At 67.8% G+C, this 14,700-nt stretch carries 17 protein-coding genes; 8 read left to right on the top strand and 9 right to left on the bottom strand.

Annotated features, from left to right (window positions below):
• Positions 1-2: 2 nt before the first annotated feature.
• The 3 genes from ACZ5BU_RS19710 (at position 3) to ACZ5BU_RS19700 (ending at position 2,472) form a co-directional block, all read left to right on the top strand.
• A complete protein-coding gene (locus ACZ5BU_RS19710; RefSeq protein WP_465700732.1) occupies positions 3-1,001 on the top strand; it encodes an inorganic phosphate transporter in 999 nt (332 codons plus the stop codon).
• Positions 1,002-1,088: 87 nt separating this feature from the next.
• Positions 1,089-2,225 (top strand): inorganic phosphate transporter, encoded by a 1,137-nt coding sequence (locus tag ACZ5BU_RS19705; RefSeq protein ID WP_465700731.1) that lies wholly within the window; start codon positions 1,089-1,091, stop codon positions 2,223-2,225.
• 13 nt (positions 2,226-2,238) lie between these two features.
• Positions 2,239-2,472, top strand: coding sequence for a hypothetical protein (locus ACZ5BU_RS19700; protein WP_465700730.1), 234 nt, complete (start codon positions 2,239-2,241; stop codon positions 2,470-2,472).
• 7 nt (positions 2,473-2,479) lie between these two features.
• Here the strand turns inward: ACZ5BU_RS19700 and ACZ5BU_RS19695 are convergent, their stop codons facing one another.
• Both ACZ5BU_RS19695 and ACZ5BU_RS19690 read right to left on the bottom strand, forming a co-directional pair.
• Positions 2,480-3,004, bottom strand: coding sequence for a hypothetical protein (locus ACZ5BU_RS19695; protein ID WP_465700729.1), 525 nt, complete (start codon positions 3,002-3,004; stop codon positions 2,480-2,482).
• Between the two features lie 116 nt (positions 3,005-3,120).
• Positions 3,121-3,873, bottom strand: a complete 753-nt coding sequence (locus tag ACZ5BU_RS19690; protein WP_465700728.1) for a lysophospholipid acyltransferase family protein — start codon at positions 3,871-3,873, stop codon at positions 3,121-3,123.
• Positions 3,874-4,022: 149 nt separating this feature from the next.
• On the opposite strand from ACZ5BU_RS19690, the gene thiC reads away from it, so the two are divergent.
• The 3 genes from thiC to ACZ5BU_RS19675 all read left to right on the top strand — a co-directional run bounded on the left by thiC (position 4,023) and on the right by ACZ5BU_RS19675 (position 6,913).
• Positions 4,023-5,624 (top strand): phosphomethylpyrimidine synthase ThiC, encoded by a 1,602-nt coding sequence (gene thiC, locus ACZ5BU_RS19685; protein WP_465700726.1) that lies wholly within the window; start codon positions 4,023-4,025, stop codon positions 5,622-5,624.
• Between the two features lie 138 nt (positions 5,625-5,762).
• Complete coding sequence (locus ACZ5BU_RS19680) at positions 5,763-6,362, top strand: transposase (RefSeq protein WP_465701079.1); 600 nt, start codon at positions 5,763-5,765, stop codon at positions 6,360-6,362.
• Positions 6,359-6,913, top strand: a complete 555-nt coding sequence (locus ACZ5BU_RS19675) for a hypothetical protein (RefSeq protein WP_465700725.1) — start codon at positions 6,359-6,361, stop codon at positions 6,911-6,913. The genes ACZ5BU_RS19680 and ACZ5BU_RS19675 overlap by 4 nt, the downstream gene beginning before the upstream one ends.
• A gap of 4 nt (positions 6,914-6,917) precedes the next feature.
• On the opposite strand, the gene ACZ5BU_RS19670 is transcribed toward ACZ5BU_RS19675, so the two are convergent.
• Positions 6,918-7,601, bottom strand: a complete 684-nt coding sequence (locus ACZ5BU_RS19670) for an RDD family protein (RefSeq protein ID WP_465700724.1) — start codon at positions 7,599-7,601, stop codon at positions 6,918-6,920.
• Positions 7,602-7,706: 105 nt separating this feature from the next.
• Here ACZ5BU_RS19670 and ACZ5BU_RS19665 point away from each other — a divergent pair, with 105 nt between their 5' ends.
• Complete coding sequence (locus tag ACZ5BU_RS19665) at positions 7,707-8,147, top strand: DUF2752 domain-containing protein (protein ID WP_465700723.1); 441 nt, start codon at positions 7,707-7,709, stop codon at positions 8,145-8,147.
• A gap of 208 nt (positions 8,148-8,355) precedes the next feature.
• On the opposite strand, the gene ACZ5BU_RS19660 is transcribed toward ACZ5BU_RS19665, so the two are convergent.
• Positions 8,356-8,850, bottom strand: a complete 495-nt coding sequence (locus ACZ5BU_RS19660; RefSeq protein ID WP_465700721.1) for a hypothetical protein — start codon at positions 8,848-8,850, stop codon at positions 8,356-8,358.
• A gap of 106 nt (positions 8,851-8,956) precedes the next feature.
• Between ACZ5BU_RS19660 and ACZ5BU_RS19655 the strand changes: the two genes are divergently transcribed.
• Positions 8,957-9,526: a hypothetical protein gene (locus tag ACZ5BU_RS19655; RefSeq protein WP_465700720.1), complete on the top strand. Its 570-nt coding sequence runs from the start codon at positions 8,957-8,959 to the stop codon at positions 9,524-9,526.
• 63 nt (positions 9,527-9,589) lie between these two features.
• Here the strand turns inward: ACZ5BU_RS19655 and pstB are convergent, their stop codons facing one another.
• From pstB to ACZ5BU_RS19630, 5 genes are all read right to left on the bottom strand, one after another.
• The gene (pstB, locus tag ACZ5BU_RS19650) at positions 9,590-10,366 is read right to left on the bottom strand and encodes a phosphate ABC transporter ATP-binding protein PstB (RefSeq protein WP_465700719.1); all 777 of its coding nucleotides are present in this window, start codon (positions 10,364-10,366) and stop codon (positions 9,590-9,592) included.
• Positions 10,367-10,385: 19 nt separating this feature from the next.
• Complete coding sequence (pstA, locus tag ACZ5BU_RS19645) at positions 10,386-11,306, bottom strand: phosphate ABC transporter permease PstA (RefSeq protein WP_465700717.1); 921 nt, start codon at positions 11,304-11,306, stop codon at positions 10,386-10,388.
• Positions 11,303-12,370 (bottom strand): phosphate ABC transporter permease subunit PstC, encoded by a 1,068-nt coding sequence (gene pstC, locus ACZ5BU_RS19640; protein WP_465701077.1) that lies wholly within the window; start codon positions 12,368-12,370, stop codon positions 11,303-11,305. Before pstC ends, pstA begins: the two co-directional genes overlap by 4 nt.
• 305 nt (positions 12,371-12,675) lie before the next feature.
• Positions 12,676-13,791: a phosphate ABC transporter substrate-binding protein PstS gene (gene pstS, locus ACZ5BU_RS19635; protein ID WP_465700716.1), complete on the bottom strand. Its 1,116-nt coding sequence runs from the start codon at positions 13,789-13,791 to the stop codon at positions 12,676-12,678.
• Positions 13,792-14,132: 341 nt separating this feature from the next.
• Positions 14,133-14,606, bottom strand: a complete 474-nt coding sequence (locus ACZ5BU_RS19630; protein WP_141858103.1) for a bifunctional nuclease family protein — start codon at positions 14,604-14,606, stop codon at positions 14,133-14,135.
• Positions 14,607-14,700: the final 94 nt, after the last annotated feature.

Below are 14,700 nucleotides of genomic sequence, written 5' to 3'. Positions count from 1 at the left end.
GCGTGGAGTTCACGCTCGTCATCGCCGTCGTCGTCATCGCGCTCGCGTTCGACTACACCAACGGCTTCCACGACGCCGCCAACGCGATCGCGACGTCGGTGTCCACCCGGGCGCTGACCCCGCGGGTGGCGTTGGCGATGGCGGCGGTCTTCAACTTCGCCGGCGCGCTCGCCGGCACCGAGGTGGCCGAGACGATCGGCAAGGGCATCATCTCCGCGCCGAACGGCAAACACGGTCTGGTGATCGTCATCGCAGCCCTGGTCGGTGCCATCACCTGGAACCTGATCACCTGGTATTTCGGTCTGCCCAGCTCGTCGTCGCACGCGCTGATCGGCGGTCTGGTCGGCGCAGGTCTGGCCTCCAGCAGCGTGGTGCTGTGGTCCGGCATCATCGACAAGGTCGTCATCCCGATGGTGCTGTCACCGGCCGTCGGGTTCCTCGGTGCGTTCCTGCTGATGGTCGCGATCCTGTGGGTGTTCCGGCGCCGCAACCCGGGCAGGACGACCCGCGGCTTCCGGATGGCGCAGTCGGTCTCCGCCGCCGCGATGGCACTCGGCCACGGTCTGCAGGACGCGCAGAAGACGATGGGCGTCATCTTCCTCGCGCTGGTGACCACCGGTCACGCGCGGCAGAGCGACGGTATTCCGCTCTGGGTCAAGTTCTCCGCCGCGACGGCTATCTCGCTCGGGACGTACTCCGGTGGCTGGCGGATCATGCGGACGCTCGGGCGGCGGATCATCCACCTCGATCCGGCCCGCGGGTTCGCTTCCGAGGCAGTGTCCGCCGTGGTCCTCTATGTGATGGCGATCGCGCTGCACGCCCCGGTCTCGACCACGCACACGATCACCTCGGCGGTGATGGGCGCCGGTGCGACCAAACGTCTGTCCGCGGTCCGCTGGGGCGTCGCGAAGGGCATCGTCACCGCGTGGATCCTGACCATTCCCGCCGCCGGCGTCGTCGCCGCCGGGGTGTACGCCCTGGTCCATCTGATCTTGGAGTGAATTCACTGGACCGGTTCATTCAGAATTCACTCACCGAGCCTACGGTCGATCGACGCTGCAGATCGTCCGCCTAGGGAAGTGATCTCGATGGACTTGTCGTTCCTCGTCGTCGTGGTGATCGTCACCGCGTTGGTGTTCGACTTCACCAACGGGTTCCACGACACAGCAAATGCGATGGCGACGTCCATCGCCACCGGTGCGCTCAGACCGAAGGTCGCCGTCGCGGTGTCCGCGGTGCTGAACCTGGTCGGTGCGTTCGTCTCGACCGAGGTGGCCAAGACGATCTCGAGCGGCATCGTCAACGATGCCAAGGTGACCGTGCCGGTGATCTTCGGCGGCCTGGTCGGAGCGATCCTCTGGAACCTGATGACCTGGTACTTCGGTCTCCCGAGCTCCTCGTCGCACGCGCTCTTCGGCGGCCTGATCGGCGCCACCTGGATCGCGTCCGGGAGCGGCGCCGTACATTTCGCCACCGTCGTGCAGAAGATCATCATCCCGGCCGTCGCCGCGCCGATCGTGGCCGGCGTGGTCGCGCTGCTCGGCACCTTCCTGGCGTACAAGATCACCGCGCGGGCGCAGAAGAAGACGGTCACCGAGGGCTTCCGGATCGGCCAGATCGCCTCCGCCTCGCTGGTCTCGCTCGCGCACGGCACCGGTGACGCGCAGAAGACGATGGGTGTCATCACGCTGGTACTGATCACCTCCGGCAGCCTGCACTCCGGCGCGAAGCCGCCGATCTGGGTGATCCTCGCGGCCGGCCTGGCGATCGCGGCCGGTACGTACCTCGGTGGCTGGCGGATCATCCGGACCATGGGCAAGGGCCTGACCGAGATCGAGTCGCCGCAGGGCTTCTCCGCCGAGACCAGCTCGACGTCGGTACTGCTGATCTCGTCGCACCTGGGCTTCCCGCTGTCCACCACGCAGGTCTGCTCCGGCAGCATCCTCGGCGCCGGCCTGGGCAAGAAGCTGGCCGAGGTGCGCTGGACGGTCGCCGGCCGGATGGCCGTCGCCTGGCTGCTGACGCTGCCGGCCGCCGCGATCGTCGGTGCGCTGGCCGGTGAGGTCGCCGACTCCGGCAATATCGGCGTCGCGATCATCGCGGTACTGGCGGTCGCAGCCGGCGGCGCCATCTACGCCGCGTCCCGGCGCCGCCCGGTGACGTCGGAGAACGTCAACGAGTACCCGAGCTCGACGACACCCGCGACCACGGCCGCGGCGGCCTGAGGGGAGTACGGCGATGCACATCAACTGGAGTGCCCTCGGTGAGGTCGCAGTGGTCAGCCTGGTCTTCGGTGTCGGCCTGGCGGTGCTGTTCGCGTTCGGGGTGACCGCGATGGCGCGGCGCGCCGTGGCGATCGACGAGAAGCGGCAGCCGTCCTTCGTCGACACAGGGGTCGCGGCACTGTGCTTCGCGGCCTGCCTGGCCGCCGTGCTCTACGGGCTCTACCTGATCATCCCGCAGTTCCACTAGGAGCCGGTCAGCGGTTCCAGCGGCGTACAGCCTTGGCGACGTCCTTGGTACGGATGGAGCCGAGGTTGTACTCCCATGCGGCCAGGAGGCGGTCGCCGAGGACCTCTGCGTCCAAGAACGTACGGGGCCGTACGGCGACCGCCCAGGTGGCCGCCACGGCGTGCCCCTGCTGGTGCAGCAGGTGGTCGACGGTGGCCTCGATACGGGCGGCCTGTGCGCCGTCCAGGCCGTCGGTGGCCCACTCCTGCAGCAGCCGTGGGTCGTCAGCCGTCATCCGGGCCAGGTAGGTCAGCGGCCCGCGCCAGAAGCCCTTGCTGCCGATGCTGTCCAGCGTCTCCAGCGGGAACCACCCGTTCTGGTTGCGCCGGCCGTTCACCGCGGACTCCACCTCGCGGGCGCGGTCGGGGGTGAGGTCACGGGTCGCCCAGTCGACGAAGTACGCGCCGGCGTCCGGAATATGCTCGGCCACATGCGGCGCAGGCGTCAGCGCACCGGGCTCGAAAAGGTGCAGCTCTTCCGGTGAATCGAACAAGGACCTGCCCCCGCCTGCTCTGGTACGCGAGCCACCCCAGCCGCCCGCTGCACAGGGACCCCCCAGGTTCCTGCTACGTCAACGACTGCCTTCGTACCCTTGATCAGCCTCCAGGGTCAAGCCTTCCTCCGCCGTTCGGCCCGCTCCGCGAGCTCCTCGCGGTCCAGCCGCTCGGCCTCCTCCGGCGTCGGCGCACTGCCGCCGTACGAGGCCGGCAACCACCAGGCACCGTCCGGCTGCTCGGGGTAGCCGCGGATGCTCTCGTCCAGCATCCCGGCCATCGTGGAACGCAGCCGCGCGGTCGCCTCCGCCGGATCGTCGTCAGCGGTGACGGTGATCGGGGCGCCGATACCGATCGAGATCGGCCGGTGTCGGCAGAAGTCCCGCGGGTGGTCCTTGGTGAACATCCGCTGCGTGCCCCACAGGATCATCGGCAGGACCGGTACGCCGGCCTCCGCCGCCATCCGGACCGCCCCGGACTTGAACTCCTTCAGCTCGAACGACCGGCTGATCGTCGCCTCCGGGAACACCCCGACCAGCTCGCCGTCGCGCAGGTACTCGACAGCCGTCCGGTACGACGCCGCGCCCGCGTCCCGGTCAACCGGGATGTGGTGCATGCCGCGCATCAGCGGACCGGAGTACCGGTTCCGGAACAGCACCTCCTTGGCCATGAAGCGGACCAGCCGCTTGGCCGGCAGCGCGCCGAACCCGCCGAGGACGAAGTCGACGTAGCTGATGTGGTTGATCGCGATCAGCGCGCCGCCCGTCCGCGGGACGTGTTCGGTCCCGGTCCGGCGGATCTTCAGGTCCAGCGCCAGGAAAGCGGTCTTGGCGAAGCCGATGACGGGCGGGTACACGAGGTCTCGCATGACCCGATTATGGTGTGCGTCGACAACTACAGACCGCGGGAGCTCGCACCGTAGTGGGCTGAGAGGGCGGCTGGACCAGGAATTCTGACCTGGCCGGCGCCGCCGACCGCCGAACCTGTCCGGGTAATTCCGGCGTAGGGAGCAGCAAGATGGTCAAGGTCAGCACCGGCCCGATCTCGGGGTCGGAGAAGATCTATCGCGGCGAGCTCGGCGTACCGGCGCGCCGGGTCAACCTCACCAACGGTGAGTACTTCGACCTCTACGACACGTCGGGTCCGTACACCGACGCGTCGGCGCGGATCGACGTACGGGCCGGTCTACCGCCGCTGCGGCGGGACTGGATCGCCGGGCGGGAGCCGCGCACCCAGCTCGGGCACGCGCGGGCCGGGACGATCACCGAGGAGATGCGGTACGTCGCCGTCCGGGAAGGGCTCGATCCGGAGTTCGTCCGGGACGAGGTGGCGCGCGGCCGGGCGGTGATCCCGGCGAACCGGTGCCACCCGGAGAGCGAGCCGATGATCATCGGGAAGAAGTTCCTGGTGAAGGTGAACGCGAACATCGGCAACTCCGCGGTCAGCAGTTCGATCGAGGAGGAGGTCGAGAAACTCGTCTGGGCGACCAGGTGGGGCGCGGACACCGTGATGGACCTCTCGACCGGGAAGAACATCCACGAGACCCGGGAGTGGATCCTGCGGAACTCGCCGGTGCCGATCGGTACGGTCCCGCTGTACCAGGCGCTGGAGAAGGTGAAGGGCGATCCGGCAGCGCTGTCGTGGGAGGTGTACCGCGACACCGTGATCGAGCAGTGCGAGCAGGGTGTCGACTACATGACCGTGCATGCCGGCGTGCTGCTGCGGTACGTGCCGCTGACCGCGCGGCGGATCACCGGGATCGTGTCGCGCGGCGGGTCGATCATGGCCGCGTGGTGCCTCGCGCATCACCAGGAGTCCTTCCTGTACACGCATTTCGCAGAGTTGTGCTCCATCCTGCGGGAGTACGACGTGACGTTCTCGTTGGGCGACGGGCTGCGGCCCGGGTGTATCGCGGACGCGAACGACGAGGCGCAGTTCGCCGAACTGCGGACGCTGGGGGAGCTGACCCGGATCGCCTGGCAGCACGACGTACAGGTGATGATCGAAGGCCCGGGACATGTGCCGATGCACAAGATCGCGGAGAACGTGCGACTCGAGGAGGAGCTCTGCGGCGAGGCGCCGTTCTACACGTTGGGGCCGTTGGCAACTGATGTGGCACCGGCCTACGACCACATCACGTCGGCGATCGGCGCGGCCCAGATCGGCTGGCTGGGTACGGCGATGCTCTGCTACGTCACGCCCAAGGAGCACCTCGGACTGCCGGACCGCGACGACGTGAAGACCGGCGTGATCACGTACAAGATCGCTGCCCACGCAGCCGATCTGGCCAAGGGGCATCCGGGTGCCCAGGCGTGGGACGACACGTTGTCCAGGGCAAGGTTCGAGTTCCGTTGGGAGGACCAGTTCAACCTCTCCCTGGACCCCGACACCGCGCGGTCCTTCCACGACGAGACACTTCCCGCCGAGCCCGCCAAGACCGCGCACTTCTGCTCGATGTGCGGCCCGAAGTTCTGCTCGATGCGGATCACGGCCGACATCCGCGCGTACGCTGAGGAACGAGGCCTGACCTCCACCGAAGCCGTCGAAGCCGGCTTCGCCGAGATGTCCGAAACCTTCAGGTCCACCGACCAGAAGCTCTATCTGCCCGTCACGGACTGAGTTGGTTCCCGTCCGGCCCGGCGTGCGCGGCACTCCGGGCCGGATACGGGGAGTGACCGGCTGAATCGGTTCAGGTTTTGGCCTTCACTCTGCGTGAATAAGGTTGTAGCCTTACACCGTCGGAAGGAGGTGCGGGTGATGGTCTTCGTTCTCACGGTAGATCAGCGGGGCAGCCGAAGCACGAGTGATCTCGTACCCGACTTGCTGAACTCCCTGAACCGGCGGCCGCGGCGCGGTGGGCTGTTGCGGCGGTTCGAACGGACCGCCGGTGACGAGGTGCAGGGCGTACTGTCCGAGGCGCGGGCGACCGTCGACGTGATCGTCGAGCTGCTCCGGACCGACAGCTGGTACGTCGGACTCGGCGTCGGCGAGGTCACCGAACCACTCCCACGCAGTACCAGGGCCGGTAGCGGTGACGCGTTCGTGTTCGCCCGGGAGGCCGTCACCCGGGCCAAGTCGAGCCCTCACCACGTCAACGTGGTGGGAGCGGACCCGCGGCGCGCCGAGCAGGTGGAGACGGTGTTCTGGCTGATGGCGTCCGTACTGCGCCGCCGCAGCGAGCGCGGCTGGGCCGTGGCCGATCTGTTGGGCGATGGACTGACCAGGCGGGAGATCGGCGTGAAACTCGGCATCAGCCAATCGGCAGTGACTCAGCGAGCCCAGGCGGCCGGTTTCGCCGAGGAACAGCGCGGACGGGTGCTGGCGGCCGACCTCCTCGACCACGGGGCCGCTGCGTGACGGCTCTGATCCTGTCGCTCACCGCAGCCGCCCTCGTCCTCGCAGTACTGGCCTGGGTCCCCAAGTCCGGCTCCAACCTCGAGATCGTCATCAGCGGCGTCATGCTGGCTTGTCTGGCCGCCGTTGGTGTCCTGCTGCTCGCAGGGCACGGTGTGGACGGTTGGGCGGAGCGTTGGTGGAACGTACTGCTCCTGCTCGCAGGAGGGCTCGCAGTGACCGGTGGCGGCCCGCTGACGACCTCTGTGATGGCTCTGGCCGACAGGGGGAACACTCGCGCCCAGTCGACGCAGAAGGCCGGTGAGGTACTGCGTGGTGGCGCACTGATCGGTGCGCTCGAAAGGATGGCCATCTACGCCGCCCTGGTGGCGGGCTGGCCGGAAGGCATCGCGATCGTGCTGGCAATCAAAGGGCTGGCCAGGTACCCGGAACTGCGGAGTCCTGACCAGCCGGCCTCTGTGACGCCTCAAGCCGTGGCGGAACGCTTCATCATCGGTACGTTCTCCAGCGTCCTGTGGGCAGTCGCGTGCGCAGGGCTGCTGCGCTCGCACTAAGACCTCAGTTGGTACGCACCACGTAGGTGTTGCAGACCTTGTCGTGCCAGGTCTGCTTCTGCTCGTCCCACAACGGCCACAGCGAGTCCAGGAAACAAGCATTGTTGAAGATGCCGCCGAGGAGATCACGCAGGAACGCCCGACCCGCCCCGATGGTCTGCCCGGTCCTGGAGTCGATCAACTTGATGTGCAGCACGCTCTTTCCGACGCTCTGCCCGGTCGACCCCTGCCGGAACACGCGGTTCCACAGGCCGAGCCCGAGGCTGGCGAGGAAGCCGACGATGAGCAGGATGACCGCGAAGGCGGACGGGCCGTTGTCGTAGCGGTTCTGCCTGGTCAGGACGTCCGCGATGAAGACGCCGTAGCCGATCAGGATCGGCACGCTGCTGATCAGGCCGTCGATCAACGACGCCCCGACCCGCGGGAGCCAGTCGGCCAACGGAGCCTGCGGCCCGCCGCCGTACCCGTAGCCAGGCTGCTGGCCGTACCCGTACTGACCAGGCTGCCCAGGGGCCTGCCCGTAGCCAGGCTGCTGCCCGTAGCCCTGCCCATAGCCCGGCTGCTGCCCGTACCCGGGCTGCTGGCCGTAGCCCGGCTGCTGCTGCCCGTACCCAGGCTGTTGGCCGTACTGACCCGGTTGCCGCGGGTCCTGAGGGCCGTAGCCCGGTGGTGGCGTCGGAGTGCTCACGACGATCCCTTCTGGCGAAGTGCAATTGAGGAGTGATTGCAGGCTAGTGGTGCGACGTCTCAGAGTCTCCGACGGATCCGACCCGTGGCGAGTTACCGTTGTCCGGTGAGTGTCTCGCAGAGCGTCGTACTCCGGCCCACCGGTCCGGTCCAGCCGCTGGACCGCCGGGTGTGGGGCCTGACCGCCGTCGGCGTCGGTGGATTCGTACTGGCCGGCGCCTACCAGCTGTCCGGCGGGCGGATCGGCGTACCGTGCATCCTGCACGCGACCACCGGTCTGAACTGCCCGCTCTGCGGGTCGACCCGGATGGCCGCGGCCATGCTCCGCGGCGACTTCGGCGGGGCGTGGCACTTCAACCCCGTGGTGTTCGTGCTCGGCCCGCTGGGCGCCGTTGCCATCGGCTACCAGGTGCTTGCCTGGGCGCTCGAATCACTCCGGCTGGTCAGACTGCCGCGGCTGCACCTGAGCCGGCGCACCGTGGACCGGCTGACGAACGCGATCCTCGCACTGTTCATCGTGTACGGCGTGGCGCGCAACCTGTTCTGATCGCCGGCCGGGCGAACCACTGCCGCCCGGCCGGGACAGGTACAGAGGTCCTGTCTGGTGGTCCATCGCCTACTGCGGGGCACTCGGCACGGCACCTCGCCGCACGGGTGCAAAGGCCACGATGCTCCGCATCGAGTCCTTCGCCCCCGCACGCCGATGCACCGCACCGAGCACCTCCTCGCTACGGCGCTGGACCACCAGACAGGACCTAGTTCGGCCGGGTGATGCCGGTGGCGTAGCCGATGAGGCCCAGGACCAGGGCGACGATGCCGCCGATCCAGGCGATCTTCGCGAGCGTGTCGGGCTGGCCCTGCTCGCGGTACTTGCTCTGGCCGATCAGACCGAGGACGATCGCGGCCGGGGAGCAGCAGAAGATGCAGACGATCCCGATGATCGACAGGATCTTCGGGGTGTTGCTCTGCGGCGCTGCGGCCCCGTAGCCGGCGTTACCGCCGCCGGGGTACGCCGCGTAGCCGCCAGGCTGCTGGCCGTACCCGCCAGGCTGCCCGTACCCACCGGGCTGCTGCTGGCCGTAGCCGGGCTGCTCCTGGCCGGGCTGGCCGTAGCCGCCGGGCTGCTGGCCGTACCCGGGCTGGCCAGGCTGTCCTGGCTGGCCGTACTGACCTGGCTGCTGACCCGGGTAACCCTGCGGTCCGTTCGGGTTGTTCTGGTCGTCGCCGGGAGGTGGCGTCGGTGTGCTCACCGCGGTTCCCTTCTGAGAACGTCGTGGAATCAGCGCAGCCTATCTTTTCCACAGGTTCAGGGTCATCCTCCCACTCCGGTCCGCTGAACCCTTAAGGTTTCTGCCTGTGACCGAGACCCCGCAATCGCCCGCACCCGACCAGAACAACCCGGGCGCCGACTCCGTACCGAACCTTCCGGCCCAGCCGCAGCAGCCGGGCCAGTACGCCCCGCCGCCAGGAGCGTTCCCGCCGCCGGTGGGCGGCCAGTTCCACCCAGGGCAGCAGGCGCCACACCAGCAGCCGCAGCAGGGCCAGTACGGCCAGCCGATGCCCCCGCAGAACCTGCCGACCGGTCCGGTGCTGGTGACGATCGGAGACATCTCCGTCGAGCAGCAGCGGATCGTCACGCCGGCCGGGGTGATGCCGACCCACGGTGCGAACTGGTCGGCGATGGACATGTCCCGGACCGAGGAGAAGATCCCGGCCTGGGCGATCGTGCTGGCGATCATCTTCTTCCTGCTTTGCCTGCTCGGCCTGCTGTTCCTGCTGGTCAAGGAACGCAAGACCACCGGTTTCGTCCAGGTCACCGTGCAGTACGGCAACCGTACGCACAACACCCACGTCGGTGTCAGCTCACCGGACCAGGTGGCCGATGTGCTTGCCCGGGTCAACTATGCCCGGACGCTCTGCGTGTAAAGGGTTTCCGAACGTCAACGGCCGCCACGACGCAATGTCGTGGCGGCCGTTTGGGTAGCTGGATCAGCCGAAGCGGCCGGTGATGTAGTCCTCGGTGGCCTTCTCGGTCGGGTTGGAGAAGATCTGCTTGGTCGGGGCCATCTCGATCAGGCGCCCCGGCTTGCCGGTCGCAGCGAGGTTGAAGAACGCGGTCTGGTCCGAGACCCGGGCCGCCTGCTGCATGTTGTGGGTGACGATGACGACCGTGAACTTGTCCTTCAGCTTCTCGATCAGGTCCTCGATCGCCAGCGTGGAGATCGGGTCCAGCGCCGAGCACGGCTCGTCCATCAGGATCACCTCGGGCTCGACCGCGATCGCCCGGGCGATGCACAGCCGTTGCTGCTGACCGCCGGACAGGCCCGCGCCGGGCTTGTCGAGCCGGTCCTTGACCTCGTTCCACAGGTTGGCGCCCTTGAGGGACTCCTCGACCACCTGGGTGAGTTTCTTCTTGTCCTTCACGCCGTTCAGCCGCAGGCCGGACGCGACGTTGTCGAAGATCGACATGGTCGGGAACGGGTTCGGCCGCTGGAACACCATGCCGACGACGCGGCGGACGGCGACCGGGTCGATCCCGCTGGCGTACAGATCCTGCTGGTCCAGCGTCACCTTGCCCTCGACGCGGGCGCCGGGGATCACCTCGTGCATCCGGTTCAAGGTACGCAGGAACGTGGACTTGCCGCAGCCGGACGGGCCGATGAACGCGGTGACCGAGCGGGGCTCGATCGTCATCGACACATCCTCGACGGCCTTGAAGTCGCCGTAGTAGACGTTGAGGCCGCTGACCTCGATGCGCTTAGCCATATCGGATCGGAACCTCTCGCTATTTCGACTTGACGGCGCTGAACCGGGCGACCAGCCGGGCCAGCAGGTTGAGGACTAGGACCAGCAGGATCAGCGTGAGGGCCGCCGCCCAGACCCGGTCCGCCGCGTTCGGCAGGGCCAGCTCGGTACGGTCCTGGTTGATCATCGTCGGCAGTGCGCCCATGAACCCGCTGAACGGGTTGAGATTGATGTTCTTGGAGTAGCCGACCAGGATCAGCAGCGGCGCGGTCTCACCCATCACGCGGGCCAGACCGAGCATCACGCCGGTGACGATGCCGCCGAACGCCGTCGGTACGACGACCTTCAGGATCGTCTTCCACTTCGGGACGCCGAGCGCGTACGAAGCCTCGCGCAGCTCGTCCGGTACCAGTTTGAGCATCTCCTCGGTGGACCGCAGTACGACCGGGAGCATCAGCAGCACCAGCGACAGCGACACCGCGAAACCGACCCGGTTGAAGCCGAACACGGTGATCCAGATCGCGTAGACGAACAGCGCGGCGACGATCGACGGGACACCGGTGAGGATGTCGATCATGAAGCTGACCACCCGGGCGGCCCTGGTGCCCTTGCCGTACTCGACCAGGTAGACCGCGCCCATCACCGCGATCGGCACCGCGATCACCGCGGTGATCAAGGCCATGATCAGCGTGCCCATGATCGCGTGGTACGCACCGCCGCCGGCCCGCCGGACGGTGATACCGCGCTGCGACTGGCTCCACCAGTCGGCGTTCAGCAGCAGGTGGTAGCCCTTGCCGATCACCGTGATCAGGATCCAGGCCAGCGGAATCAGCGCGATCACGAAGGCCAGCACGATCAGCACGGTGGCCAACGTGTTCTTGAACGCCCGGGCCCCCGACCGTCCGGTCAGGTCCAGCGTCTGCCCGTCGTAAGCGGGCTTGTTCTCGGCTACAGCGGTCATGCGCTCGCTCCTTGGGCTGCACCGGCGCTGCGGTTGCGGCGCGGCCGCTTCTTGGCGCCAGGGGTGCTGCGGTCGACGATGATCCGGGCCGCGGAGTTCACCAGGAACGTCACCACGAACAGCACCAGACCGGCCGCGATGTAGGCGCCGGTCTTCTCCGGCGAGTCGAACTCGGCGGCGTTGTTGGCGATCTTCGACGCGAACGTCTCGCCACCGGCGAAGATCGACGAGGTCCACGGGTCGTTGCCGTTCGGCACCGTCAGGATGATCATCACCGCGACGGTCTCGCCGAGCGCGCGGCCGAGGCCGAGCATCGAGGCGCTGACCACACCGGAGCGTCCGTACGGCAGCACGGCCATCCGGATCATCTCCCACTTGGTGGCGCCGAGCGCCAGCGCGCCCTCGCGGTGCGCAATCGGCGTCTGCGCGAAGATCTCCCGGCTGATCGCGGTGACCACCGGCAGGATCATGATCGCCAGCACCACCGACACCGTGAAGACCACACCGACGTTGTCACCGATCGGCTTGTGGAACAAGGGGATCCAGCCGAGCGCGGCGGAGAGCCCGTTGATCACCGGCAGCAGGATCGGCGCGAAGAACAGCGCACCCCACAGGCCGTAGACGATCGACGGTACGGCGGCCAGCAGGTCGACCGCGTGCGCGACCGGCGACGCGAGCCGCTTCGGGGCGTAGTACGTGACGAACAGCGCGACGCCGATGGCGATCGGTACCGCGATCAGCATCGCGATCAGCGAGCTGATCACGGTGGTGTAGAAGAGCGCGGCGATACCGAACTGCGGGTGGTCGCCGCCCGGGTTCCAGACCCGGGAGAACAGGAAGCTGCTCTTGTCGTCGGCCAGCGCCGGGATCGCCAGCGCCAGCAGGAAGATGCCGACGAACGCGACGATCAGGACCACCAGGCCGCCGGAGCCGCGGGCCAGCCCGCCGAACAACCGGTCGCCGAGGTGGCCGACCGGGCCGAGCGCGAGCTCGCGGTCGTCGTCGGCCCCGGTCTTCTGCGCGGCCGGCGTACCGTTCGCGGCTTCGACGCCGGACTCGGTCATCACCTCGGTGGACTGCTGTGCCGCCTCGTGCTCCGCGTGTTCGGCGGCCAGGCCGTCGAACTTGGGCGTCGGGCCGGCGTCCTCGTGGACCAGATCCTCGATCTTGGGATCTGCTTGGTTCGTGGCCGTGCCGTCCGGCCGGTCTGGCGGTGCCGTGCCGTCTGGACTACTCATCGATGGTGCTCCAAGCGCCTGATTTGCATGGTGTTTGACGTCTGGTCTGTCACGAGGCCGTCATTGGTGCGAGCCCCGGCCGCCTCCGATGACTCGGACCGGCCGGGGCTCGCATCAGTACTGCTTCGCGATCAGCTGATCGCCTGGACCGCGGCCTCGACCTTGGTCTGGATCTCGGCCGGGAGCGGCGCGTAGTTCAGGTCGGTCAGCGACGACTGGCCGTCCTTGCTGACGAAGTAGCTCAGGAAGCTCTTCACCAGCGCGGTCTTCTCGGCCGGGAGACCCTTGGTGCAGGCGATCTCGTAGGTGACCAGGATGATCGGGTACGCACCCGGGGCCTTGGTCGCGTAGTCCAGCTTCAGCGCCAGGTCCTTGCCGGACGCGTCGGCCGGGGTGGCAGCGTTCAGCGCCTTGCCGGCGGAGTCGGCGGACAGCTCCACCGGGGTGCCGGAGCCGTTGTCGATCAGCGCGACGCCGAGCTTGTTGTCGATCGCGTACGACCACTCGACGTAGGTGATCGAGTTCTTGGTGCTCTTCACGCCCTCGGCGACACCCGCGGACTTCTCCTTACCGGAGCCGGTACCGGTCCACTTCTTGGCCGGGTCCTTGGTCCAGGCGCCACCACCGGCGGCCTTCAGGTACTTGGTGAAGTTCTCCGTGGTGCCGGACTCGTCCGAGCGGAAGAACACCGAGATCGGCGTCGACGGCAGCGTCACGCCGGAGTTCAGCTTGGCGATCGCCGGGTCGTTCCAGGTCTTGATCGCACCGCTGAAGATCTTCGCGGCGGTCGGGCCGTCGAGGGTCAGCTTGGAGACGCCGTCGACGTTGTACGCGATCGCGATCGGGCCGATCACCATCGGCAGGTCGATCGCCGGGTTGCCCGCGCAACGCTTCGTGGCGGCGGCCTGCTCCGGCGGCTTCAGGGCCGAGTCCGAGCCGGCGAAGTCCACCTGGTTGGCGTTGAACTGCTTGATACCCGCGCCGGAACCGGTCGGGTTGTAGTTCACCGTGACGTCGGCGCACTTGTCGTTGTACTTGCTGATGACCTCTTCGATGGCGTTCTTCTGCGCCGACGAACCCTCAGCGTTCAGGGTGCCCTTCGGGCAGTCGGCGCCGGCGGACGACGACGAGGAGCCGGGGCTCGAGGAGCCGGACGGCTGCGGGTCGCTGCCACACGCGCTGAGCGCGAGGACGCCGATGGAAGCCACGGCGACGGAGCCGACGCGGAACAGGCGATTGACGGACACGAGAATGTTGCCCTTCTGCGGGAATCAGACTTCTGAACTTCCACAGACGGTAGGGAGACGAGGTGACGCGGCGGTCCGTCGCTGGTGAACGAGCGGTGAACGATTCCGGTAGCGTGCGCGACGCCTGGCGTGCCGACAGGCGGCCAACAGGTGAACTGAGTTAAGAGCCGTCACTCTACGTAGAAGTAAACGGCTACTTACTCACGTTTAGGTAACGCTCAGCGCGCCAGCGACGTGAACGATCGAATCCCCCGCGCCCCGCGACCGATGCCGCCAGGACAAGCACACGGTAGTACGCCGCCGTGCCACGGTCGGCGTACTGTTTCTGAATTGTGTTCGGGTCAGCTGGAGAAGTCTTCCGGGGCCACGCCGTCCAGGAACTGGCGGAACCGTTCCAGTTCGGCCTGTTCTTCCTCCGGGGTGGCGACGCCGGCCTCGCGCAGCACCTCTTCGGTGCAGCGGATCGGCGTACCCAGACGGACCGCGAGCGCGACCGAGTCGCTCGGTCTGGCTGACACCCGGGCGCCGTTGGCGAGCACCAGCTCGGCGAAGAACACCGCGTCCCGCAGCTCGACGATCTCGACCGCCTCGATGTGGACGTCGAAGGCCAGGATCAGGTCCCGCATCAGGTCGTGGGTGAGCGGCCGCGACGGCCGCAGGCCCTGCTCCTCGTAGGCGATCGCGGTCGCCTCGACCGAACCGATCGAGATCGGCAGGTAGCGGTAGCCCTCGGTCTCGCGCAGCATCATCACCGGGGCCCGGTTGGGCGATTCCATCCGGATCCCGATCAGCGTCAGTTCTCGCATCATCGTCATGGTGCGCCCCGAACCTCTCCTCAGACCGCCACCCGGTGGGGCGCCGGTTCCTCGGGTAGGAACATACCCGTCAGCTCCAGTGTCTCCCGGCCGC

This window comes from Kribbella sp. NPDC031520, from assembly GCF_055580825.1.
Note: the sequence above shows the minus strand (reverse complement) of the source record. Positions and strands in the feature narration are given on the sequence as shown.